Genomic DNA, 20031 nt, shown 5'->3' with positions numbered 1-20031 from the left:
CGCGGGCCGTCAGCCCGGCTGGCGCATGCCCGCGTGGCCGTACAGCCGCAGCAGCACCGCGCCGCTGCCGCAGATCGCCATCACCACGGCCAGCGGCAGCGCCGTGCCGTCGTGCCAGACGCTGACGGCGGCGCCGGCCAGCGTGCCAAAGCCGAACTGGAGCGTGCCCATCAACGCGGACGCCGTGCCGGCGCGATGGCTCTGATGCGCCAGCGCCAGCGCCGACGCGTTGGGCGTGATGCAGCCCAGCCCGGCCAGGAACACGAAGAAGCAGCACAGCAGCACCGGTAGCGTGGCCACGCCCAGCAGCGTAGCCGCCGCCAGCGTCAGCCCGGCCACGCAGGGCGCCAGCAGCGCCACGCGCAGCACGTCGTCCAGCGCCCGGGCGCGCACCAGCCGCGCGTTGACCTGCGACATCGCGATCAGGCCAAAGGCGTTGGCACCGAACACAAAGCCGTAGTGGGAGGGATCGATGCCATGCAGTTCGATCAGCACGAACGGCGAGCCCGCGATGTAGGCGAACATGCCGCCCTGCACGCAACCCGCTGCCAGCGAATAGCCCAGGAACTCGCGGTCGCGCAGCAGTTCCCCGTAGCCGCGCAGCACGGTGCCCGGATGGAGCGTGCGGCGGCGCTGCGGGTCCAGCGATTCCTCCATGCGCGCGTGGATCAGCCACAGCAGCAACACGGCCGCGCCGCAGTGGATCCAGAAGATCGCGCGCCAGCCCGTGGCGGCCAGCACCGCGCCGCCGATCAGCGGCGCCAGGATCGGCGCCAGCCCCATCACCAGCATCAGCGAAGAGAACGCCCGCGCGGACTCACGCGCCTCCAGCCGGTCGCGGATCACTGCGCGCGACACCACCAGCCCGGTGCACCCGCCAAGCGCCTGCAGGAAGCGCCAGAACATCAGCGACTCCACCGTCGACGCCAGCGCGCACCCCGCGGCCGCCACGCCATAGATCGTCAGGCCCGCATAGAGCGGCGCCTTGCGGCCGTACCGGTCGCTCACCGGGCCGTAGAACGCCTGCCCGATCGCCAGGCCAACCAGGAACGTGCCCAGCGTGAGCTGCACGCGCCCGATATCGGTATGGAGATCGGCCGCCAGCGCCGGAAAGCTGGGCAGGTACATGTCGATGGACAGCGGGGCGATGGCGGTCAGCGATGCGCAGATCAGCAGCCACAGCGGAAAGCGCGCATTGGCTTGCGCGCTGGCGGAGGACGTCATGAAGGGGGTTCCGGTTGGCCAAGGCGCAATTGTTGCATAGCGCGCAAGCGCGTGGCGGCGCGCGCGTCAAGTCGCCGGAAGTAGCGTGGAAAATCCGCCGCAGACCGGCGCCGGGTGCGGCATTGCGGGTGGCGCGGCTTTCACGTGCACCAAGGTGGAGGGTACAATGCCTGCCTGTCGGGACAGATGTATTGCCGACCACGCAGTCAGACGCATCGCGGGAGACGGATCACGGGACCCGTCCCCGGCAACGTTATCCTGCATGACCATACGACAAACTCCGTTTATTGTTTCGCTGAGCCTGGCTGCACTGGCAGCCTTGCCGCCGCTGCCCGCAGGAGCCGCGCCCGGCAGGCCGTCCGCCATGGCTTCGGCACCGTCCTCCGCGCCCGTGGCGGTCGACGAAGCCGATGCCCTGTCACGCATGCTCAAGGGCGCCGCCACCGGCCAGAACACCGGCGGGGCCGGCGTGCCCGAACTGCTGCGCAGCACCAACCGTCCGGACAGCGTACTGGCGCGCGCCTGCCGCCAGTTGAACGACGCCCTGCCCATCGAGATCGACGGCGAGACGCGCCTGCGCCGCTGCCAGTCCATCCCCGGCAAGCATGTCCTCTTCCAGCTCGAACTGACGAACTACCGCGGCCCGATGCTCGACCTCGCCAGCTTCGAGGTGAACTACGCCGCGCCGCTCCAGCGCAACATCTGCGCCAACCGCGACGTGGAAATCCTGACCAAGATCGGCGTCAGCATGATGTTCCGCTACATGACCCGCAACGACCGCGGCGAACGCCGCGTGGGCGACGTGTACATCAACGCCCCAATCTGCGTCTCGGCCCTGCGGTAGCGTTTAAAACGGGGCTATGACCGCCACGTGCGCCCCAGAACGAAGACAAAAAAAACGGCAGGCCCGAGGCCTGCCGTTTCTCATCCCGCCAACCGATTCAAGCCGTCCGTGGCCGCAGCGGCAACACGTTGGGCGCGCGGCGCATCAGCACACGGGTTTCCTTCCAGGCCGCGTCCGCCAGCGGCGAGCCCCAGACCAGCTCGTGCAGCTTGGACAGCGCCAGCGGGTCGCCCAGCAGAATGTGCTTCTGCGCCGGCGACAGCGAACCCGGGCCGTGGGTCAGCGCGTGCTGCACCAGCGAGGCGTGCTGCAGCCGCGCCGGCTCGGGCATGACCGTGCGGGCCGTGCCGGTGGCGCACATCAGCGCGTTGGTCACCGGGTCCACCACCGCGTCGACAAAGCGCGGCGTCTCCGGTGCGCTTTCCACGTGCTGCTGGGTCTCGACGATCTCGCGCGGCACCATCGTTTCCTCGGGGATCATGAACAGGCCGGCGCGACGCGCGGCGCGGCCCAGCGACACGCGCGACAGCATCACCGACAGCGGGATCGACAACGCCAGCGAGCCGACGATCGGCAGCAGCCACCAGATGAAGCCCGGGCTCAGCCAATACACGCCCGCGCCCCACACCAGCCCCAGCACCGTGTGCCAGCCGTGGCGGGCAAACGCCTCGCCCCAGGTGGTCTCGGCGTCCTCGCGCGGCGGCGATTTCCACGAAATGCCCCAGCCGCTGTAGGCCGCCAGCACGAACTTGGTATGGAACAGCATGCGCGTGGGCGCCAGCAGCGCCGACAGCGTCATCTCGATCAGCATGCTGAGGAACAGCCGCACCACGCCGCCGTACTGCCTGGCGTCCTTGAGCAGCAGGATCACGCTGGCCAGCTTGGGCAGGAACAGCAGCGTGGCCGTGGCCGAGAACAGCGCCAGCGCCTTCTCCGGATGCCATTCGGGCCAGGTCGGGAACAACTGGTACGGCTTGGTGAAGTACTCGGGCGGCACCAGCGCATGCTTGGCCAGCGCGGCCGTGGACAGCAGCAGGAACAGGAACCAGAGCGGCGCCGACACGTAGGCCATGATGCCGGTCAGGAACACCGCACGATGCACCGCGTGAAAGCCCTGCTTCATCCACAGCCGGAAGTTCATCAGGTTGCCCTGGCACCAGCGGCGGTCGCGCTTCACCTCGTCCAGCAGGTTCGGCGGCAGTTCCTCGAACGAGCCCGGCAGGTCATAGGCAATCCACACGCCCCACCCCGCCCGGCGCATCATCGCGGCCTCGACAAAGTCGTGCGACAGGATTTCGCCCGACAGCGGCCCCTTGCCCGGCAGCGGCGCCAGCCCGCAATGCTCCATGAACGGCTTGATGCGGATGATGGCGTTGTGGCCCCAGTAGTGCGACTCGCCAAGCTGCCAGTAGTGCAGCCCTGCCGTGAACAGCGGCCCGTAGACGCGCGTGGAAAACTGCTGCACGCGGGCGTAGAGCGTGTCGCGGCCCACGGCCAGCGGCGCGGTCTGGATGATGCCGGCGCCCGGGTTGGCTTCCATCAGCCGCGTCAGCGTGGCCAGGCAGTCGCCGCTCATCACGCTGTCGGCGTCCAGCACGATCATGTAGCGGTACTTGCTGCCCCAGCGGCGGCAGAAGTCGGCCACGTTGCCGGTCTTGCGCTTCACGCGGTGGCGGCGCCAGCGGTAGAAGATGCGGCCGAAGCCGCCCACGGCCCGGCACAGCTCGATCCAGGCGTCGTGCTCGGCCGTGCGCAGGTCGGGATTGCCGCTGTCCGACAGCACGAAGAAGTCGAAATGCTGCAGTTCGCCGGCGCGCTCCAGCGATTCGTACGTGGCGCGCAGCCCGGCGAAGACGCGCGTCACGTCCTCGTTGCAGATCGGCATGATGATCGCGGTGCGCGCCGACGGATCGATCGGCGCGTCGCTGGCCGCGCTGCGCGAGATCAGGTGCTTGTCGCCGCCCTTGAACAGGACCAGGAAGCCCATCATGGCCGTCCAGAAGCCGGCCGACACCCACGAGAACAGGATCGCGAACAGCGACAGGATGGCCACTTCCAGCGGATCGGCGCCATGGTACGGCAGCACCTTGGCCATGAAATAGGTGGCCATGATGGTCTGCACGACCACCAGGAACAGCAGGAACCAGCGGCGGTGCGAGCCCGCCGGGTGCCACTTGCCCTCGGCGTCGGGGCCGTCGTGCACGGTGTCCCACGTCTCGGGCACAGGCGGGCGGCCCAGCATGCGGCGCCAGGCGTTGCGGATGCCGCCCCAGATGATGTGCGGCGGCCACTGGCGCGGCACCATCGACGCACGCTCGGGTTCCGGCCCCGTGTGCACGCGCACCGTGCCGTCTTCGTGCCGCTTCAGCAACGGCTCGCCGTCCACCTGCGGATTGCCATAGGCCATCGCGAAGCGACGACCCACCGATGCGTAGGTTGCCCCGCCCGGGGCGTTGACGGCATTCAAATCGGTGGCTTCCTTGTCCTTCGGGTCGCGGCCAGCCAGGCGCGCCTGCAATTCGATCATGGCCGATGGCACCTCGATACCGTCGGCGGGCACGCTGGACATCAGCGGCTTCGGCGTATCGGCCAGCAGTTCGCTACGCAGTTCGGGCGAAGCCGGCAGGCGATCGACATAGCGCTGGCATGCTGCCGCCGCCTGGGCCGGGCGCTGCTTCAGCCTGGGGGTAAGATGTAGCTCCATGTCTCGGATAGGGTTGTATTGCCGTTGCGAAGATAGCCGCGCAACTCAACCGGCTTGTTCTCGTCCTTGCGCCGCATGAACATCGTCATGCGCCAGCCACCGGTGGCCTCGTTGCGCTGGACCGTCGTCTTGAGCAGTTCGCCGTTGGCGTCTGCCGATACCACCGGGTCCAGGCGCGCCTCCTCGGGCAGCTTCTTGAACACCGGTCCTTCGAAATCCACTACCAGCGAGAAGCTGGTGTCGTCGGGCTTGCGCGTCAGGCCCTGGCCGCGGCGCGTCTGCGTGATCCACGACAGCGGCGGCAGGTTCTCGCCGTCCTTCTGCCATTTCAGCCGGTACTCGTAGTCGAACGCCTGCCTGGGCTTGGGCGGGCTGTCCGGCACCCAGTACGCCACCACGTTGTCGTTGGTCTCGTCCGGCGTGGGAATCTGCACCAGTTCCACGCGGCCCGAGCCCCAGTTGCCCTTGGGCTCCACCCAGCCGCTCGGCCGGCGCTCGTACCAGCTACCGATTTCCTGGTAGTTGTCGAAGCTGCGGTCGCGCTGCATCAGGCCAAAGCCCTGCGGGTTGGTTGCCGCGAACGACGTGACCAGCAGCCGCTTGGGATTGACCAGCGGGCGCCAGATCCATTCGCCGGTGCCAAGCTGGACCGACAGGCCGTCGGAATCGTGAATCTCGGGGCGGAAGTCCGGGCTGCCCGACGGCTGGTTCTCGCCGAACAGGTACATGCTGGTCAGCGGCGCCAGGCCCAGCTTGGTCACGTGCTCGCGCAGGAACAGACGCGACTTCACTTCCATCACCGTCTCGTTGCCGGGCTTGATGACGAAGCGGTAGGCGCCGCTCATGCGGCGCGAATCCATCAGCGCGTAGATCGTCAGTTGCTTGTCGTTGGCGGCCGGGCGCTCGATCCAGAATTCGGTGAAGCGCGGGAATTCCTCGCCCGAGTTCAGCGCCGTGTCCACGGCCAGGCCGCGCGCGGACAGGCCGTACCACTGGTCCTTGCCCACCGCGCGGAAGTAGCTGGCGCCCAGGAACGACGCCAGTTCGTCCTTGCGCTTGCCCTGGTTCAGCGGGTACATCAGCCGGAAGCCGGCGAATCCCAGCCCCTTGAGCTTGGCCGGATCCACGCGGTGCGAGCCGTAGTTGAACGCGGCGGGATCGAAGCGGAACTCGCGCACGCTGTTGTTGACCACCTCGTTGATCTTCACCGGCTGGTCGAACACCATGCCCTCGTGGAAGAACGAGATCTCGAACGGCAGCCGCGCGCCGCGCCAGGCAAAGCGCTCGGGCTTGTATTCGATCTCGCGGTAGCGTTCGTACGTCAGTTCCTTCAGCTCGCGCGGCAGTTCCTGCGCCTTGGGCGGCTTGTACGGCGACGCCGACAGTTGCCGCGCGCGGGCGGCCACGGTCTCGAAATCGAACGCGTGGGCCGTCAGCGCCAGCACGGCCAGCATGCCGCCGCCGATCCATCGTCCCAGCCCGGACATCCTGCCGGATAAGCGACGCGGGGGCGCGGCGGTCGGGCATGGGAGCGGGCGGAACGACGTCGGATGTGCGGTCATGAAGGCCGTGAGAAGGGTTATTGGGGATGCAGGCGGCCGGACGAGGCAGCCGCCGCGGGATTCGTCAGGAAACTTCAACGGGTGAATACAGCAAAAGACGGACCAGCGTGCGGTGCATCAGACGCGGCGACCGGGTAGCGACCCCGGCGCATCGGCGCGTCGGCGCCGGACGTTAGTCAGGATTGTTGCAATGCGATGCGAAACCTTAACAATTCGAGACTTAAAAGTCACGTTTCGGCGCCGCAACGTTTGCAACAAAATGTCTCGCCAGTGGGCTGAAAGCCGCTCCCCGTGTGCCCTGTACGGCTGAAGACAAGAATAGATCATGCCGGCGGACCAGCGAGGCGATGGTGGACGTCGGGGGCCAGGCCGGTTGGAACGCGCGGCGGGCCGCCCCGTCCGCTGGTGCACTCCGATGCACCGGAACGCACACCGCGCGCTTACAATCGCTCCCGTGTTCGACATTTCCCACCCGAGAGGATCTGACATGCGCACTTCGCGACAAACCCGCATGGCGGTAGCGGCCGGCCTTGGCTGCGCACTGCTGATGGGCACGATGCAGCCCGCCTTCGCCTATTTCGAGACGTACCTGTCCGGCAGCATCGTCGGCACGCTGACCAAGAAGGAAGCGGCGTCGCTGCAGAAATCGGTGCGCACGGCGCTGAACGATACGGAAGACAACAAGACCGTGACCTGGCACTACCCGGCCGAGAACCGCCGCCAGGCCGTCGACGGCACGATCGAGCCGGTCGCCACGAAGACCGACGCCGGCCGCACCTGCCGCCGTCTCAAGTCGGAACTGAAGCGCGGCAGCGCCACCGAGGCGTGGTCGGGCTGGTTCTGCAAGCAGCCGAACGGCACCTGGAAGGCCGCCCACGTGGCCGAGTAAGGCCGGGCGATGCGCCGCTGGCCGCCGGTCAGCGGCCTGCCACGCTCAGTGGCACAGGCGGGACACGAGATCGCCCGCCAGCGTACCCGACGCCGCCGGTTGCGGCATCCCGGCCTGCGGGCCGCGGATCGTATAGAGCGACTCGCCGCGCGCGTAGCGCTTGGCATAGAGCGTCTGCTCGACCACCGCGTACATCGACGTCGCGCAGTTCAGCACCATCCGCTTCAGCGACGAGCGGATCATCTCCCCGCTGGTCGTCTTGATCACGCCCGGCGGCGCGTTGTGGACCAGTGCCACGCCCACCTCGCTGCCGCGCCGGCGAATCGACGACTGGTCCAGATAGGAAATCACCCCGTTCGGCCCCATCAGCGGCAACCAGCGCTGCGGGTCCGGCGCGCCGGGATCGGGCGATGCCACGAGCGTGCGACCTTCGCGCGGCGTCGCGCGGAACACGGTGCCGCCATTTGGCCCCTGGCACTGGTACAGCGCACTGGCTGCGGCCGGACGGACGCTGGCGTTATTGAAGGGCGGCGCACCGTTCGATTCGGCGTGCGCCGCGAGACTGAGACACGCGCCGGCGAACAGGGCCGTGCGTGCGAGCATGCGGAAAAACATCGGGAGAACCCTCATAAGGACGGGAAGAGCCCGCGCATTCTCGCACAGCCCGCAGCCATCGCGACAGCCCGGCACACGTGAAAAAGCGCGCCCGGACCATACCGCATGGCCTCAAGGCGCGCTTAATCACGCAGACGTTGCGCAGGATCAGCCCTGCGACTCGCGCCACGCGACGAGGTCGGCAATCGTCAGCACCGGCAACTGGTACATCTCGGCGAAGGCCAGCGCCTCGGGCCGGCGCGCCATCGTGCCATCGGGATTCATCAGCTCGCACAGCACCGCCGCCGGCGACAATCCGGCCATGCGCGCCAGCTCCACCGAGCCCTCGGTATGCCCGCGGCGAGCCAGCACACCCCCATCGACGGCCACCAGCGGGAACACGTGCCCCGGGCTGACCACGGCGTCGGTGCCGGCATCGTCGGCGATGGCGGCGCGGATCGTCGTGATGCGGTCGGCGGCGCTGACGCCGGTGGTCACGCCCTCGCGCGCCTCGATCGACACCGTAAACGCGGTGCCGTACTGGCTGCGGTTGTGCTCGACCATCGGGCGCAGGCCCAGTTGGCGCACCTTGTCCGCGGTCAGGCACAGGCAGACGATGCCGCTGCATTCGCGGATCATCATCGCCATGTTGGCCTGCGTGAGCCGCTCGGCGGCCAGGATCAGGTCGGCCTCGTTCTCGCGGTCGTCGTCGTCCAGCAGCACGACGGGGCGGCCGTCGCGCATGGCGTCCAGCGCCTGGGCGATGCGCACGGCAAGCGGACGCGGATCGGCATCGGCCACGGCAAGCTCGCCTGCGGCCGGTTCGGGGGTATGGCTGGGGTTGAGGGTCAGCATGAGTGAAACGCTCCGAATCAAGTTTCCATGGGCGTTTCAGGGGAACGATTGGCGGCCCCGCGCCATGCTGGCGCCCGCGCGAACGGCCAGCGCCGCCTCGCGCGTGGGCCTGCCACGCGGTTGCCGCCCATCTTCTTTCATCCGGACTATGACCGTCGGCCCTGGCTTCTCACCAGGTCTGCTGACCCCGCACGATGTGCGGGCGCTCGCGGGCTCGCGGCACCCTGTTCTGCACAGTGGCCGCATACCGCCGGTGGGGACTTTCACCCCGCCCTGAAGACGTAACGATGCCGCCGCGGCATTGGGGGCCGCGACGGCCGGGCGATGGTAGCACGACTGTGCTTTTCTGGCGGAACTACGACGCCGAAGGGGTTTTCGCGTCGGCCGGACCGGCTGCCAGCGCCTCGAACAACTGCCGGGTCGCATCGTCGGCCGGATAGAAACACTCGATCCGCAGCTCCTGGAGCGTGATGTCCTGCGGGTTGCCGAGCGTGGTCAGCGTGGAGAACAGCGAGGCCCGGAAATCGCCCGAGCGCACCACCACGGGCAGCACCGGCGGCAGCGGACCTTCGGCCGGATCGTCGTCGCCGATCACCAGGCCGCCGGCGTCGACCATGTCCGGATGCCAGGCGGCGATGCGGCCCAGGATATCCCGCGCGGTCTGGTCGTGCGCCTGCACCTGCAGTTCCTGCCAGACGCGCCGCAGCAGGTAGTGGCCCACCTGCCGGGCGTTCTCGATCATCGGCCAGAGCCCGTCCGGGTCGAACACGGCCAGCATCAGATTGAGCCGCGCGCCCTCCTCGCCCCCCGCCGCCGGCTCGGGGCTGCCGAGCAGTTGGGCCAGCATGCGCCGGTAGGCATCGTTCGCGTCGACGAGGTGCCAGAAGCGGTCCAGCACCACGGCCGGATACGGTTCCTGCTTGGCCAGGATCAGCGAGATGGCCTGCCGCACCATCTGCATCGCGGGCGCCGCCAGCGTGTTTTCGCTGTAAGCGGGCGCATAGCCGCTGGCCAGCAGCAGCCGGTTGCGCTGCCGCAGCGGCACGCCCAGCCGCTCGGCCAGCGCCAGCACCATCTCGCGGCTCGGCCGCGCCCGCCCCGATTCCAGGAAGCTGATATGGCGCTGCGACACCCCCGCCGCCAGCGACAGCGCCAGCTGGCTATAGCCGCGCCGGGCGCGCCAGTAGCGCAGGAGTCCGGGAAAGTCGATGGCGGCTTCGGAGCCGGGCGTCAGGGTGTCCATGCGGTGCATTACAGCACAGCTGCCGCGCCGCCACGACTACCTCCCAGGTAATGACCGCCATTCCCGACCATCGCTCCGCGAGGCGCCGGTTTTCAGATTCGTCGCATTTCCGACCCAGTCCGCCACGCCTAAGCTGGGGTCATTCCCAACCCACCAGCGAGCCAGTGCCAGCCATGAGCGAAAACCTGCCCGATCCATCCAGCCACGTTCCACAAGAGGCGGCGCCGCGCGCCATGGCCGACCCGCCCCCGGCCCCCGGCGACGTGCTGCTGTACGAGTTCATGGTGCCCGCCGCGCTGTCCACCAGCGCGCTGGCGCTGGCCCTGCGTGTACCGGTGACACGCATCGAAGGCATCCTGTGGCAAAAGCGCGCGATGTCGCCCGAGACCGCGATCCGGCTGGCGCGCTATTTCGGCACGTCGGCCGAGTACTGGATGGAGCTGGAAGCCGCCTATGCGCTGCACGCCGCCCGGGACGCGGCCGGGCCAGCCATCGCGCGGGACGTGCAGCCCTGGCCCGGGCAAAACGCAGACGCCGGCCCGGATCGTGCACCCCGCAACAGGTGACGCCAACGTCACCACATGGCAGGCGGCGTCACATGCGGATGGTATGCTCTGATTTTTCAATTCCTGCGCGCACAGGGCGCGCACCCTGATGGAAATAGCCATACTGCTGGCGCTGATCCTGTTGAACGGCCTGTTCGCCATGTCCGAAATCGCGCTGGTCACGGCCCGCAAGGCCCGGCTCCAGCGCCAGATCGAAGCGGGCGACCGCGGCGCCATGGAAGCGGTAAAACTCGGCGAAGACCCGACGCGCTTCCTGTCCACGGTACAGATCGGCATCACGTCGATCGGCGTGCTGAACGGTGTGGTCGGCGAATCGACGCTGGCGTCACCGCTGGCCGTCTGGCTCCAGGGCTTTGGCATTTCGGCGACGACGGCCGGCTACATGGCCACCGCCATCGTCGTGGCCGGCCTGACCTATTTCTCGATCGTGCTCGGCGAGCTGGTGCCCAAGCGGCTGGGGCAACTGGCGCCGGAAACCATCGCCCGCCTGGTGGCGCGCCCGATTTCCATCCTGGCCACCGCGTCCAAGCCCTTCGTCAAGCTGCTGTCCGGCTCCACGCAACTGGTGCTGCGCCTGCTGGGCGTGAAGTCCGACCGTGGCCCCGCCGTGACCGAGGAAGAAATCCACGCGCTGCTGGTGGAAGGCTCCGAGGCCGGCGTGATCGAGCGCCACGAGCACACCATGGTCCGCAACGTGTTCCGGCTGGACGACCGCCAGCTTGCCTCGCTGATGGTGCCGCGCGGCGACGTGGCCTACCTGGACGTCGAACTGACCGAGGAAGAAAACCTGCGCCGCATCGAGGAATCCGATCACTCGCGGTTCCCGGTCGTGCGCGGCGGCATGCACGACATCCTGGGCGTGGTCAGCGCCCGCCAGTTGCTGGCGCGCCGGCTGCGTGGCGAGAAGGCCGACCTGACGGCCGTGCTGCAGGCGGCCGTGTTCGTGCCGGAAAGCGTGACCGGCATGGAACTGCTGGAGAACTTCCGGGCCTCGGGCGGCCAGATCGCCTTTGTCATCGACGAATACGGCGAAGTGCTGGGCCTGGTGACGCTGCAGGACCTGATCGAAGCCATCACCGGCGAGTTCAAGACCGAGACGGCTGGCGAGGAATGGGCCGTCCAGCGCGACGACGGCTCGTGGCTGCTCGACGGCCTGATCCCGATCCCCGAACTCAAGGACCGCACCGGCCTGCGCGCCGTGCCCGAGGAAGACAAGGAGCGCTACCACACGCTGTCCGGCATGCTGCTGCTGTTGCTGGGCCGCCTGCCGCAGACGGCCGACACCGTGCAGTGGGCCGACTGGAAGTTCGAGATCATCGACATGGACGGCAAGCGGATCGACAAGGTGCTGGCGTCGCGCGTGCCGCCGGATGACGGCCCAGAGGCCGAGACCACGGGCTGACCGCCCGGCACGCTGGCCGGGCAACCGGCTGGACCCGGCAGGACCCCAGGAACGGGCGCCCCAGGCGCCCGTTTTCTATTGGGCAGGCGGACGGCAAAACCTGGCGCGTTTATCGCTGATTCGGTGCCAAGGTCAAGACGTTGGCGGGCCGACCTGCACCACCGTTGTTTGCCATCAAAAAGCGAGCGACGAGGACGCCACGCAGGCATAGTCGTTTGACGAATTCTGCGCAGGCTGCCGTATGATCTGACCTATACGCACCAAGGCTACGTAGTACTACGTAGTAGCGTCGCAACAGCCGAATCGCGCCAGCAGAGCGCGTCGGCATACGTATGAACGGGAATGCAGTCCGGGTATCGCGGGCGGCCATTGCACATGAATTTGCTGCCAGCACGGGTAATTGATGGATCCTGACACCAACGGCACGCCACCTCCGGGCGTCGGTGGCAGTGGGTCGCCTGCCGACGCGCCTTCCGCCGCGCTCCAGCCGGTGGCGTTTCTGGCCGCCCTGGAAGAACACCGCGCGCACTTCAGCCCGGCCCACCTGCTGGCCGTGCTCGTCATCCGGCTCGACCGCTTCTCGCACGCCTGCGACACCATCGGCCCGGCCCGCGCGCAACTGCTGCGCGCCGAGGTCAAGCGGCGCGCCACCTCGGTGGCGTCGATGCCGGTGGCCGTGCAATGGCTGGGTCCGGCCGATCTGGGCGTGGCCTGCGTGCTGTCAGAAGGGTCCGACGACGCCCGCGCGCTCAGCGAGGCCATTTCCCAGGCGCTTGCCGGGCCGTTCCTCGTCGACAAGTTCGAACTGTTCCTGTCCAGCAGCATCGGCAGCGCCGTCGACCAGCCCGACACCGGGACGGAGCGACTGCTGCAACAGGCGTTCGACGCGATGCTGCAGGTCAACCGGCGCGGCGGCGCCGGCATCGGCTCGGCCAGCCGGCCCCCGGCGCCGCGCATGGCAACGCTGCTGGCCGCCCTGCCCAGCGCCATCGACCGTGGCGAACTAAGTCTGCAACTCCAGCCCCGCGCCTGCCTGGGCACCGGTGCGATCACGGCCTATACGGTCCGGCTGCGCTGGCAGCATCCGGTGCTGGGCCGCGTGGCGCCGCAAGACTTCCTGCCCGCCGCCGAAGCGCTCGGGATGATGAACGCCATCGGTGGCTGGACGCTCCAGCACGTGCTGCCGCTGCTGCGCGACGCCAGCGCGCTGGGGCCGCTGCAATTCACGCTGCTGGCCACCAGTTCGCAGATGCAGGCCGACGACACGATCGCCATGCTGCGCCGCGCCATCGCGTCGCTGGACGTGGCGCCCGGCCAGCTTTGCGTGGAAGTGCCGGTCGACATCGTGCCCGACAGCGCGGAGGCCACCGACAAGGCCGCGCGCCTGCGCGACGGCGGCGTGGGCATCGCGCTGGCCGACTTTACCGATTCGCCCGCCAGCCACGCCGCGCTGGCCCGCGTCCAACCCGACATGGTCACGCTGGACGCCCGTCACCTCGGCCACGCCGCCCAGCCGGCCGGCATGGCCGCCAATCTGCAGCGCGCGTGCGCATACGCCAAGGCCCGCGGCGTGGCCGTCTGCGCCAAGGGCGTGGAGACCGCCGCGCAGCTCGACGTGGTGCGCGCCTGGGGGTGCGACACCGTGCAGGGTTTCCTGCTGGCGCAGCCCTTCCCTGCCGCCTGGCTCCAGCAGACCCACCCGGCCATCGCGGCACGGGCGCGCCAGTTGCTCAAACGGTGACGCGGCCGGGGTTCAACACCGGGCCATCGGACGCCGTCTGTCAGACACTTTCCTAATTACAAATTGGCACACATCCTGCATCAACGGCCGTCAGGGCGACGATAAAATGTGCCCACTTCCTACTATCCCTGAAAGGAGCCGCTGATGAAAAAAGGATGGATCTGGTGTGTACTGGTTGCCTCGCTGCTGGCTGGCTGCAACACGATGTCCGGTCTCGGACAGGACGTCCAGAAGGGCGGACAGAAGCTGGAGAACACCGCCGAGAAGTCGAAGTAAGGCGGAAGCAGGAAGAACGATTTGCGTCGCCCGGGGGCATTCCAGCCCCGGCGGCAACAAGAAAGGGCGCCTCGCGGCGCCCTTTTTTCATCTGGCGGGCTTTCCATCCGGCGTGTCATTCGGACTGCCGTTGTAAGTCTTACCGCCCTACCCTGTTCTGCTTGTCAGGACTTGCCAAGTTGCGCGGCCTGCTGGGCCAGCGTGCGGATGCGCGCCCAGTCCTTGGCGGCCACGGCGTCCTTGGGCACCACCCACGAGCCGCCGACACAGACCACGTTGGGCAGCGCCAGGTACGTGGCCGCCTTGGCCAGGTCGATGCCGCCGGTGGGGCAGAACTTCAGTTGCGACAAAGGTCCGTGCAGCGACTTCAGCATCGGCACGCCGCCCGCCGCCTCGGCCGGGAAGAACTTTAGGAACGAGAACCCGCATTCCAGCGCGAACATCGCCTCGCTGGCCGTGGCCACGCCCGGCAGCAGCGCGATGCCGGCGCCCTGGGCGCCATCGGCCAGCGTCTGCGTCAGGCCCGGCGACACGGCGAACTGCGCGCCGGCGTCGCGCACGGCGTGAAGCTGGTCCACGCTCAGCACCGTGCCGGCGCCGACCACGGCTTGCGGCAGCGCCTTGGCCACGGCTTCCATGGCCTGCAGCGCCACCGGCGTGCGCAGCGTGATTTCCAGCATCGGCAGGCCGCCTTCGACCAGCGCCTCGCTGATATGCAGCGCGTCGTCGACCGAGTGGTATTCGAGCACCGGAATCACCGGCACGTGGGTCAGGCGTTCGATCAGCGGGGAAGGTTGGATTTGCATGACAGTATTCGGTAGGTTCATGGTGCTGTGTGACGGCCGGTCTCAGGCGATGACCGACACGCTGCGCTCCAGCCGGGCCAGCACGGCCTCGGCCGAGGGAATCGGCGCCACGGCGCCGTAGCCCGTGGTGGACAGCGCCGCCGCCACGTTGGCATAGCGGGCCGCCTCGAACGGGTCGTCGCCGGCCGCCAGCCGGGCGATGAAGCTGCCGCCAAAGCAGTCGCCCGCGCCCGTGGCATCGAGCGGCCGCACCGGGTACGGCGCCACCAGCGAGCGCGCCTCGGGCGTGGCCACGTAGCTGCCCTCCTCGCCCAGCTTCAGCGCGACGATCTTCACGCCGCAGGCCAGCAGGTGGTCGACGATGGCGTCGCGGTCGTCCAGGCCGGTCAGCACGGTGATGTCGTCCCAGCTCGGCAGGCAGACGTCGGTCAGCGAGAACGCCTCGCGCATGATGCCGCGCGCCCGCGCCAGCGACCACAGCCGCAGCCGCAGGTTGGTGTCCAGTGACACCTGCACGCCCGCCTTGCGCGCGTGTTCCATCGCCGCCAGCCCGGCGTCGCAGGCCGATGTGCTAATGGCCAGGCTGATGCCCGACAGGTGCAGGTAGCGCGCCTGCGCGATGGCCGCCAGCGGCAGTTGCTCGTGGTGGTAGCGGCTGGCCGCCGAGCCCGCGCGCAGGTAGTCGAAGCGGTGGCCGTGGCTGTCGTGGGACACGAAGTAGACGCCCGTGGGCGCCGCCGCGTTCACGCTGACGTGGCGCGTATCCACGCGCTCCTGGGTCCAGAGCGCCAGCAGGCGCTCGCCGAAGCTGTCGGCCCCCACGGCGCCGATGTAGCCGGCGCTCGCGCCCTGGCGGGCCGCCGCGATCGCAAAGTTGGACGTGTCGCCGCCAAAGCCCTGCAGGTAGCGGCTGGGGTCGTCGGGTTGCTGGTTGAACTCCACCAGCGGCTCGCCATAGGCAAGGATGTCGATACTCATGAAGGCGTGCCTCTCTGTGGGTCAGAAGAAGGTCTGCACGATGTCGATGACGCGCAACTGGCTGTCCAGCACGGGGATGTGGCGCCACTTGTCGAACGTCAGGCAGGGATGCGAGATATCGAAGGCAATCATATCGCCGACACGAATATCATCGCCAGCGCCGATTTCCAGGTACGCGTGCTGGTCCATCATGCCGGTCACCTGCCAGGCCGTCGGCACCGGCACCGGGGCGGCCGTACCGGGGCGATAGATCTGCGCGGGCAGCGGCATGCCCGCGTCGAACGCGGCGTCGCGCTTGCCCATGCCGATGATGGCGCGCCGCGGCTCCGGGATCGACTGCACGTAGGCCCAGAGCTGCAGCGCCGGCAACAGCCCCTCGCGCATCTTCTGTGCCACCGGGTTGCTGGCCAGGATGCGCTCCTGGGCGGCGCGGTAGATGCCCACGTCGTGGGTCAGGTAGCAGCCGGGGCGCAGCACGATGTCGATGGGCGCGCCGATGTCGGTCCGCGCGAACTCCTCTGCCACCACGTCGTACCACGCCGACCCCGCGCCGGACATCACCACGGGGCTGCGCCCGAAGCGGCCGGCCGCCGCCAGTTCACGCGTGACGGCCACGGTGCGCTGCAGGAAGTGGCGGATATCGGCCTCCTGCTGCAGCACGCCCTCGTAGACCTCCACACCGGCCAGCGACAGCGCGTCGGGCCAGCGCGACAGCGCCGCCAGCACCTCGGCCTGCTGCGCCGCGTCGCGCACGCCGGTGCGGCCGCCTTCCACGCCCAGTTCCAGCAACACTTGCAGAGACTGACCGCGCGCCTGGAAGAAAGCGCCCAGCTGGTCGACCAGCGCGGCCGAATCGACCAGCGTGAAGAACTCGAAGCCGGGGTCGCGCAGCAGATCGGCCACGATTTCCATGTTGCGGCGGCCCACCAGCTGGTTGGCCATCAGCACCCGCTTGACGCCGTGCGCGGCGGCGGCGGCCGTCTGCTGGGCCGTTGCCAGCGTGATGCCCCACGCGCCCTCCGCCAGTTGGCGGGCGAACAGCTTGGGCGCCATCGTCGTCTTGCCATGCGGCGCAAGCTGCACGTCATAGGCACCCATGAACTTCCGCATCCACTGGAGGTTGTGAACGAGCTTGTCTTCGTAGAGCACGGCGGCCGGCAGGCTCAATTCTTCCTGCAGCAGTTGCCAGCCGGTCTGGCCGGCCTCGGCGGGGGTCAGCGGCGCGTCCAGACGGCCCAGAGCCTTGTTCAGCGGATCGATCATTCCGGTCTGGTACTTTATTTCACGCATGGCTGACATCACCCTGTAAAAATTCGATTGACGTAATCATAGCCTTGAAACTACGATATTTCATCCTTGTTAGAAAGTAACATGCCGTGCCGGGCGGAGTGCCGTTCCGGCCCGCCAGCCTGCCCACGCCCGCCATGACCGCGCCCTTCGACATCCTGACCCGCATCGCCGAGCGCGGCCCGTCGCTGCGCCTGGCCGAGCAAAAAGTGGCGCAGGTGATTCTTGAGGATCTGGCCGGCGCGGCGGCCGCCAGCATCAACGAACTGGCGCGCAAGGCGGCCGTGAGCGAAGCCAGCGTCACCCGCTTTGCCAAGGCCATCGGCTGCCGCGACGTGCGCGACCTGAAGCTGCGCCTGGCCCAGGCCACGGCGGTCGGCACCCGCTTTCTCCAGCCCGTGCCGGCCCCGGCCGATGCCGACTCGCCCGCGGCGCTGGCCGAACGCATCCATACCGACGTACTGAACACGCTGGAAGTCAACCGCAAGCTGATCGACCCCGAGCGCATCGCCCAGGCGGCCCGGCTGTTGGTCGACGCACGCATGGTCTACGCTTTTGGCATGGGCGGCGGCTCGACGTTCATGGCGGACGAGGCGCGCTACCGGCTGGCGCGGCTTGGCGCGCCCGTGGCGACCTATCACGACGCGGTGCTGCAGAAGATGGTGGCGGCCACGCTGTCGCGCGACGACGTGGTGCTGGCGTTTTCCACCAGCGGCAACGTGCCCGAGATGCTGGCGAGCTGCGACATCGCACGCGAGTACGGCGCCCGGCTGATCGCCGTGACCGCGCTGGGGTCGCCGCTGGCGGCCCGCGCCGACGTGCTGCTGCCCGTGCGCACGCTGGAAACTGATTTCATCTTCAAGCCGTCGGCGTCGCGCTACGCGATGCTGCTGGTGGTGGACGTGCTCGCCACGCAGTGCGCCATGCTCCAGCAGGACCAGAGCAAGGAAAAGCTGCGCCGCCTGAAATACGTGCTCGACGCCCATCGCGGCGTCAGCCAGGACAGCGACGGCCCGGACAGCCGCCAGCCGCTGGGAGACTGACCATGCCACACCTGTTCGATACCCTGATCCGCGCCGTGATGCTGCTCGACGGCTCGGGCGCCGCGGCCCGCATGGCCGACGTCGGCATCCGCGACGGCCGCATCGCCCGCATCGACGACGCCGGCACCATCGACCCCGACACCGCGTCGCACGTGGTGGAAGGCCACGGCCTGGTGCTTTCGCCCGGCTTTATCGATGTGCACACCCACGACGACACCAACGTCGTGCGCGACCCGGCCATGACGCCGAAGATCTCGCAGGGCGTGACCACAGTGATCGTCGGCAACTGCGGCATCAGCGCCGCGCCGGTGACGCTGGCCGGCGACCCGCCCGACCCGATGAACCTGCTGGGCCGCGCCGACGCCTTCCGCTACCCCGATTTCCGCAGCTACGCCGATGCCGTGAACGCGGCACAGCCATCGGTCAACGTGGCCGCGCTGGTGGGCCACACGGCGCTGCGCAGCAACCACATGGACCGCTTCGACCGCGCCGCCACGGCCGACGAGATTGCCGCCATGCGCACCCAGCTGGAAGAAGCGCTCGCGCACGGCGCGCTGGGGCTGTCCACCGGGCTGGCCTACGCCAACGCCTTCAGCGCCCCCACCGAGGAAGTGCTGGCGCTGGCCGAGCCGCTGGCCGATGCCGGCGCGCTCTACGCCACCCACCTGCGCAGCGAATTTGCCGAGATTCTCGATGCGATGGACGAGGCGTACCGCATCGGCCGCCATGCCCGCGTGCCCGTGGTCATCTCGCACCTGAAATGCGCCGGCGTGCCCAACTGGGGCCGCAGCGGCGAGGTGCTGCAATCGCTCGAAGCCGCGCAGCGCTGGCAGCCCGTGGGCTGCGACTGCTATCCGTACACGGCCAGTTCGTCGACGCTGGACCTGAAGCAGGTGACCAGCGATTTCGACATCCAGGTGACGTGGTCTGAACCGCATCCCGCCATGGGCGGCCGGCTGCTGGCCGACATCGCCGCCGAATGGCAGGTGGACATGATGGAAGCGGCGCGGCGCCTGCAGCCGGCCGGCGCGGTCTACCACTGCATGGAAGACGCCGACGTGGACCGCATCCTGAGCCATCCGGCCACCGTGGTGGGGTCCGACGGCCTGCCCAACGACCCCCTGCCCCATCCGCGCCTGTGGGGCGCGTTTCCGCGCGTGCTGGGCCACTACGCCCGCGACCGCGAGCTGTTTCCGCTGGCGGTGGCCGTCAACAAGATGACGGGCCTGTCGGCCGAGCGCTTCGGCCTGCGCGAGCGCGGCTTTGTGCGCGAAGGCTACTGGGCAGACCTCGTGCTGTTCGACGCGGCCACCATCCGCGACGCGGCCAGCTTCACGGACCCGATGCAGCCGGCCGAAGGCATTGCCGCGGTCTGGGTCAACGGCGAGCTGACCTGGCAGCAGCGCGCCGCCACCGGCGTGCGCGCCGGACGCTTCCTGGCGCGCGGCGGCGCGGCCGCGTCCCATCCCTAATTCCCAAGCATCCGAGAAACAGGAGTTTTCATGGACATCAAGCGATTTGGCGTCGAAGGCGGCACGGGCCAGGGTGGCTCGCACATGCCCTTCGCGCGCGCCGTGCAGGCCGACGGCTGGCTCTACGTGTCGGGCCAGGTGCCGATGGTCGACGGCGAGGTCGTCGAGGGCAACATCGTCACCCAGACCCACCAGGCCATCCGCAACGTGCTGGCCATCCTGGCCGAAGCCGGCTACGGCCCCGAACACGTGGTGCGCTGCGGCGTCTGGCTGGACGACGCCCGCGACTTCCCGTCGTTCAACAAGATCTTCAAGGAATACTTCGGCGCCAATCCGCCCGCCCGTGCCTGCGTGCAGTCGAGCATGGTGGTGGACTGCAAGGTCGAGGTGGACTGCATCGCCTACAAGCGCCCCTGAGCGCCACGTAGCCCCCCAGCGCCACCGAGCGCGCCGCCGGCGAGCCAGCCGGCCACATCACGATTTCATTCACCCGCCGCGTACGCAGATTGCGGCTTTTTTCATAGCGGAAGCGGACCGTCCGTCAG

The 20031-nt window shown here is 68.6% G+C and carries 18 protein-coding genes and 1 riboswitch; of the genes, 9 read left to right on the top strand and 9 right to left on the bottom strand.

What is annotated here, in order from left to right; all coding sequences use genetic code 11:
- Nucleotides 1-9 precede the first annotated feature (9 nt).
- Entirely contained in the window at nucleotides 10-1224 is a 1215-nt protein-coding gene (locus tag EHF44_RS25520) for a Bcr/CflA family multidrug efflux MFS transporter (RefSeq protein WP_124686463.1), read from the bottom strand.
- Nucleotides 1225-1486: 262 nt separating this feature from the next.
- Between EHF44_RS25520 and EHF44_RS25515 the strand changes: the two genes are divergently transcribed.
- On the top strand, nucleotides 1487-2068 hold the full coding sequence (locus EHF44_RS25515) for a hypothetical protein (RefSeq protein ID WP_124686462.1): 582 nt from the start codon (nucleotides 1487-1489) through the stop codon (nucleotides 2066-2068).
- 97 nt (nucleotides 2069-2165) lie between these two features.
- Here the strand turns inward: EHF44_RS25515 and mdoH are convergent, their stop codons facing one another.
- Together mdoH and EHF44_RS25505 are read right to left on the bottom strand one after the other, a co-directional pair.
- Nucleotides 2166-4772: a glucans biosynthesis glucosyltransferase MdoH gene (mdoH, locus tag EHF44_RS25510; RefSeq protein WP_124686461.1), complete on the bottom strand. Its 2607-nt coding sequence runs from the start codon at nucleotides 4770-4772 to the stop codon at nucleotides 2166-2168.
- Nucleotides 4745-6259, bottom strand: a complete 1515-nt coding sequence (locus EHF44_RS25505; RefSeq protein ID WP_124686460.1) for a glucan biosynthesis protein G — start codon at nucleotides 6257-6259, stop codon at nucleotides 4745-4747. Before EHF44_RS25505 ends, mdoH begins: the two co-directional genes overlap by 28 nt.
- 562 nt (nucleotides 6260-6821) lie before the next feature.
- Between EHF44_RS25505 and EHF44_RS25500 the strand changes: the two genes are divergently transcribed.
- Nucleotides 6822-7223: an RT0821/Lpp0805 family surface protein gene (locus EHF44_RS25500; protein ID WP_124686459.1), complete on the top strand. Its 402-nt coding sequence runs from the start codon at nucleotides 6822-6824 to the stop codon at nucleotides 7221-7223.
- A gap of 45 nt (nucleotides 7224-7268) precedes the next feature.
- Here the strand turns inward: EHF44_RS25500 and EHF44_RS25495 are convergent, their stop codons facing one another.
- The 3 genes from EHF44_RS25495 to EHF44_RS25485 all read right to left on the bottom strand — a co-directional run bounded on the left by EHF44_RS25495 (nucleotide 7269) and on the right by EHF44_RS25485 (nucleotide 9915).
- Nucleotides 7269-7838 (bottom strand): surface-adhesin E family protein, encoded by a 570-nt coding sequence (locus EHF44_RS25495; protein ID WP_124686458.1) that lies wholly within the window; start codon nucleotides 7836-7838, stop codon nucleotides 7269-7271.
- A gap of 147 nt (nucleotides 7839-7985) precedes the next feature.
- Nucleotides 7986-8672 (bottom strand): 3,4-dihydroxy-2-butanone-4-phosphate synthase, encoded by a 687-nt coding sequence (gene ribB / locus EHF44_RS25490; protein ID WP_124686457.1) that lies wholly within the window; start codon nucleotides 8670-8672, stop codon nucleotides 7986-7988.
- A 125-nt stretch (nucleotides 8673-8797) separates the two neighbouring features.
- Nucleotides 8798-8957, bottom strand: a riboswitch (FMN riboswitch).
- Nucleotides 8958-9027: 70 nt separating this feature from the next.
- Complete coding sequence (locus EHF44_RS25485) at nucleotides 9028-9915, bottom strand: helix-turn-helix domain-containing protein (protein ID WP_124686456.1); 888 nt, start codon at nucleotides 9913-9915, stop codon at nucleotides 9028-9030.
- Between the two features lie 173 nt (nucleotides 9916-10088).
- Between EHF44_RS25485 and EHF44_RS25480 the strand changes: the two genes are divergently transcribed.
- The 4 genes from EHF44_RS25480 (at nucleotide 10089) to EHF44_RS25465 (ending at nucleotide 13900) form a co-directional block, all read left to right on the top strand.
- On the top strand, nucleotides 10089-10481 hold the full coding sequence (locus EHF44_RS25480) for a HigA family addiction module antitoxin (RefSeq protein WP_216643998.1): 393 nt from the start codon (nucleotides 10089-10091) through the stop codon (nucleotides 10479-10481).
- Nucleotides 10482-10569: 88 nt separating this feature from the next.
- Nucleotides 10570-11883 carry a hemolysin family protein gene (locus EHF44_RS25475; protein ID WP_124686455.1) on the top strand — a complete coding sequence of 438 codons (1314 nt, stop codon included), beginning with the start codon at nucleotides 10570-10572 and terminating at the stop codon, nucleotides 11881-11883.
- Nucleotides 11884-12286: 403 nt separating this feature from the next.
- Nucleotides 12287-13624, top strand: coding sequence for a GGDEF domain-containing phosphodiesterase (locus EHF44_RS25470; protein ID WP_124686454.1), 1338 nt, complete (start codon nucleotides 12287-12289; stop codon nucleotides 13622-13624).
- Between the two features lie 144 nt (nucleotides 13625-13768).
- The gene (locus EHF44_RS25465; protein WP_124686453.1) at nucleotides 13769-13900 is read left to right on the top strand and encodes an entericidin A/B family lipoprotein; all 132 of its coding nucleotides are present in this window, start codon (nucleotides 13769-13771) and stop codon (nucleotides 13898-13900) included.
- A gap of 164 nt (nucleotides 13901-14064) precedes the next feature.
- Here EHF44_RS25465 and EHF44_RS25460 read toward each other — a convergent pair whose 3' ends face one another.
- Genes EHF44_RS25460 through EHF44_RS25450 form a run of 3 tightly spaced genes read right to left on the bottom strand, consistent with a single transcriptional unit; the run spans nucleotide 14065 to nucleotide 16974 of the window.
- A complete protein-coding gene (locus EHF44_RS25460; RefSeq protein ID WP_124686452.1) occupies nucleotides 14065-14706 on the bottom strand; it encodes a bifunctional 4-hydroxy-2-oxoglutarate aldolase/2-dehydro-3-deoxy-phosphogluconate aldolase in 642 nt (213 codons plus the stop codon).
- A 42-nt stretch (nucleotides 14707-14748) separates the two neighbouring features.
- The gene (locus EHF44_RS25455) at nucleotides 14749-15684 is read right to left on the bottom strand and encodes a sugar kinase (protein WP_124686451.1); all 936 of its coding nucleotides are present in this window, start codon (nucleotides 15682-15684) and stop codon (nucleotides 14749-14751) included.
- Between the two features lie 21 nt (nucleotides 15685-15705).
- Nucleotides 15706-16974, bottom strand: coding sequence for an amino acid deaminase (locus EHF44_RS25450; RefSeq protein ID WP_124686450.1), 1269 nt, complete (start codon nucleotides 16972-16974; stop codon nucleotides 15706-15708).
- A gap of 134 nt (nucleotides 16975-17108) precedes the next feature.
- On the opposite strand from EHF44_RS25450, the gene EHF44_RS25445 reads away from it, so the two are divergent.
- From EHF44_RS25445 to EHF44_RS25435, 3 genes are read left to right on the top strand one after another with little or no spacing between them, the layout of a single operon-like run.
- Nucleotides 17109-18014, top strand: a complete 906-nt coding sequence (locus EHF44_RS25445; RefSeq protein WP_124686449.1) for a MurR/RpiR family transcriptional regulator — start codon at nucleotides 17109-17111, stop codon at nucleotides 18012-18014.
- A 2-nt stretch (nucleotides 18015-18016) separates the two neighbouring features.
- The gene (locus tag EHF44_RS25440) at nucleotides 18017-19486 is read left to right on the top strand and encodes an N-acyl-D-amino-acid deacylase family protein (protein ID WP_124686448.1); all 1470 of its coding nucleotides are present in this window, start codon (nucleotides 18017-18019) and stop codon (nucleotides 19484-19486) included.
- A 30-nt stretch (nucleotides 19487-19516) separates the two neighbouring features.
- Nucleotides 19517-19903, top strand: a complete 387-nt coding sequence (locus tag EHF44_RS25435; protein WP_124686447.1) for a RidA family protein — start codon at nucleotides 19517-19519, stop codon at nucleotides 19901-19903.
- Nucleotides 19904-20031: the final 128 nt, after the last annotated feature.

It is taken from the genome of Cupriavidus pauculus (assembly GCF_003854935.1).
Classification (GTDB): Bacteria; Pseudomonadota; Gammaproteobacteria; order Burkholderiales; family Burkholderiaceae; genus Cupriavidus; species Cupriavidus pauculus_C.
This window is presented reverse-complemented; position numbering and strand designations above follow the sequence as displayed.

Bases quoted from the DNA above. Each gene is read 5' to 3' on its own strand.
- EHF44_RS25520 (WP_124686463.1), bottom strand. From the start codon at position 1,224: ATGACGTCCTCCGCCAGCGCGCAAGCCAATGCGCGCTTTCCGCTGTGG.
- EHF44_RS25515 (WP_124686462.1), top strand. From the start codon at position 1,487: ATGACCATACGACAAACTCCGTTTATTGTTTCGCTGAGCCTGGCTGCA.
- mdoH (WP_124686461.1), bottom strand. From the start codon at position 4,772: ATGGAGCTACATCTTACCCCCAGGCTGAAGCAGCGCCCGGCCCAGGCG.
- EHF44_RS25505 (WP_124686460.1), bottom strand. From the start codon at position 6,259: ATGTCCGGGCTGGGACGATGGATCGGCGGCGGCATGCTGGCCGTGCTG.
- EHF44_RS25500 (WP_124686459.1), top strand. From the start codon at position 6,822: ATGCGCACTTCGCGACAAACCCGCATGGCGGTAGCGGCCGGCCTTGGC.
- EHF44_RS25495 (WP_124686458.1), bottom strand. From the start codon at position 7,838: ATGTTTTTCCGCATGCTCGCACGCACGGCCCTGTTCGCCGGCGCGTGT.
- ribB (WP_124686457.1), bottom strand. From the start codon at position 8,672: ATGCTGACCCTCAACCCCAGCCATACCCCCGAACCGGCCGCAGGCGAG.
- EHF44_RS25485 (WP_124686456.1), bottom strand. From the start codon at position 9,915: ATGGACACCCTGACGCCCGGCTCCGAAGCCGCCATCGACTTTCCCGGA.
- EHF44_RS25480 (WP_216643998.1), top strand. From the start codon at position 10,089: ATGAGCGAAAACCTGCCCGATCCATCCAGCCACGTTCCACAAGAGGCG.
- EHF44_RS25475 (WP_124686455.1), top strand. From the start codon at position 10,570: ATGGAAATAGCCATACTGCTGGCGCTGATCCTGTTGAACGGCCTGTTC.
- EHF44_RS25470 (WP_124686454.1), top strand. From the start codon at position 12,287: ATGGATCCTGACACCAACGGCACGCCACCTCCGGGCGTCGGTGGCAGT.
- EHF44_RS25465 (WP_124686453.1), top strand. From the start codon at position 13,769: ATGAAAAAAGGATGGATCTGGTGTGTACTGGTTGCCTCGCTGCTGGCT.
- EHF44_RS25460 (WP_124686452.1), bottom strand. From the start codon at position 14,706: ATGCAAATCCAACCTTCCCCGCTGATCGAACGCCTGACCCACGTGCCG.
- EHF44_RS25455 (WP_124686451.1), bottom strand. From the start codon at position 15,684: ATGAGTATCGACATCCTTGCCTATGGCGAGCCGCTGGTGGAGTTCAAC.
- EHF44_RS25450 (WP_124686450.1), bottom strand. From the start codon at position 16,974: ATGCGTGAAATAAAGTACCAGACCGGAATGATCGATCCGCTGAACAAG.
- EHF44_RS25445 (WP_124686449.1), top strand. From the start codon at position 17,109: ATGACCGCGCCCTTCGACATCCTGACCCGCATCGCCGAGCGCGGCCCG.
- EHF44_RS25440 (WP_124686448.1), top strand. From the start codon at position 18,017: ATGCCACACCTGTTCGATACCCTGATCCGCGCCGTGATGCTGCTCGAC.
- EHF44_RS25435 (WP_124686447.1), top strand. From the start codon at position 19,517: ATGGACATCAAGCGATTTGGCGTCGAAGGCGGCACGGGCCAGGGTGGC.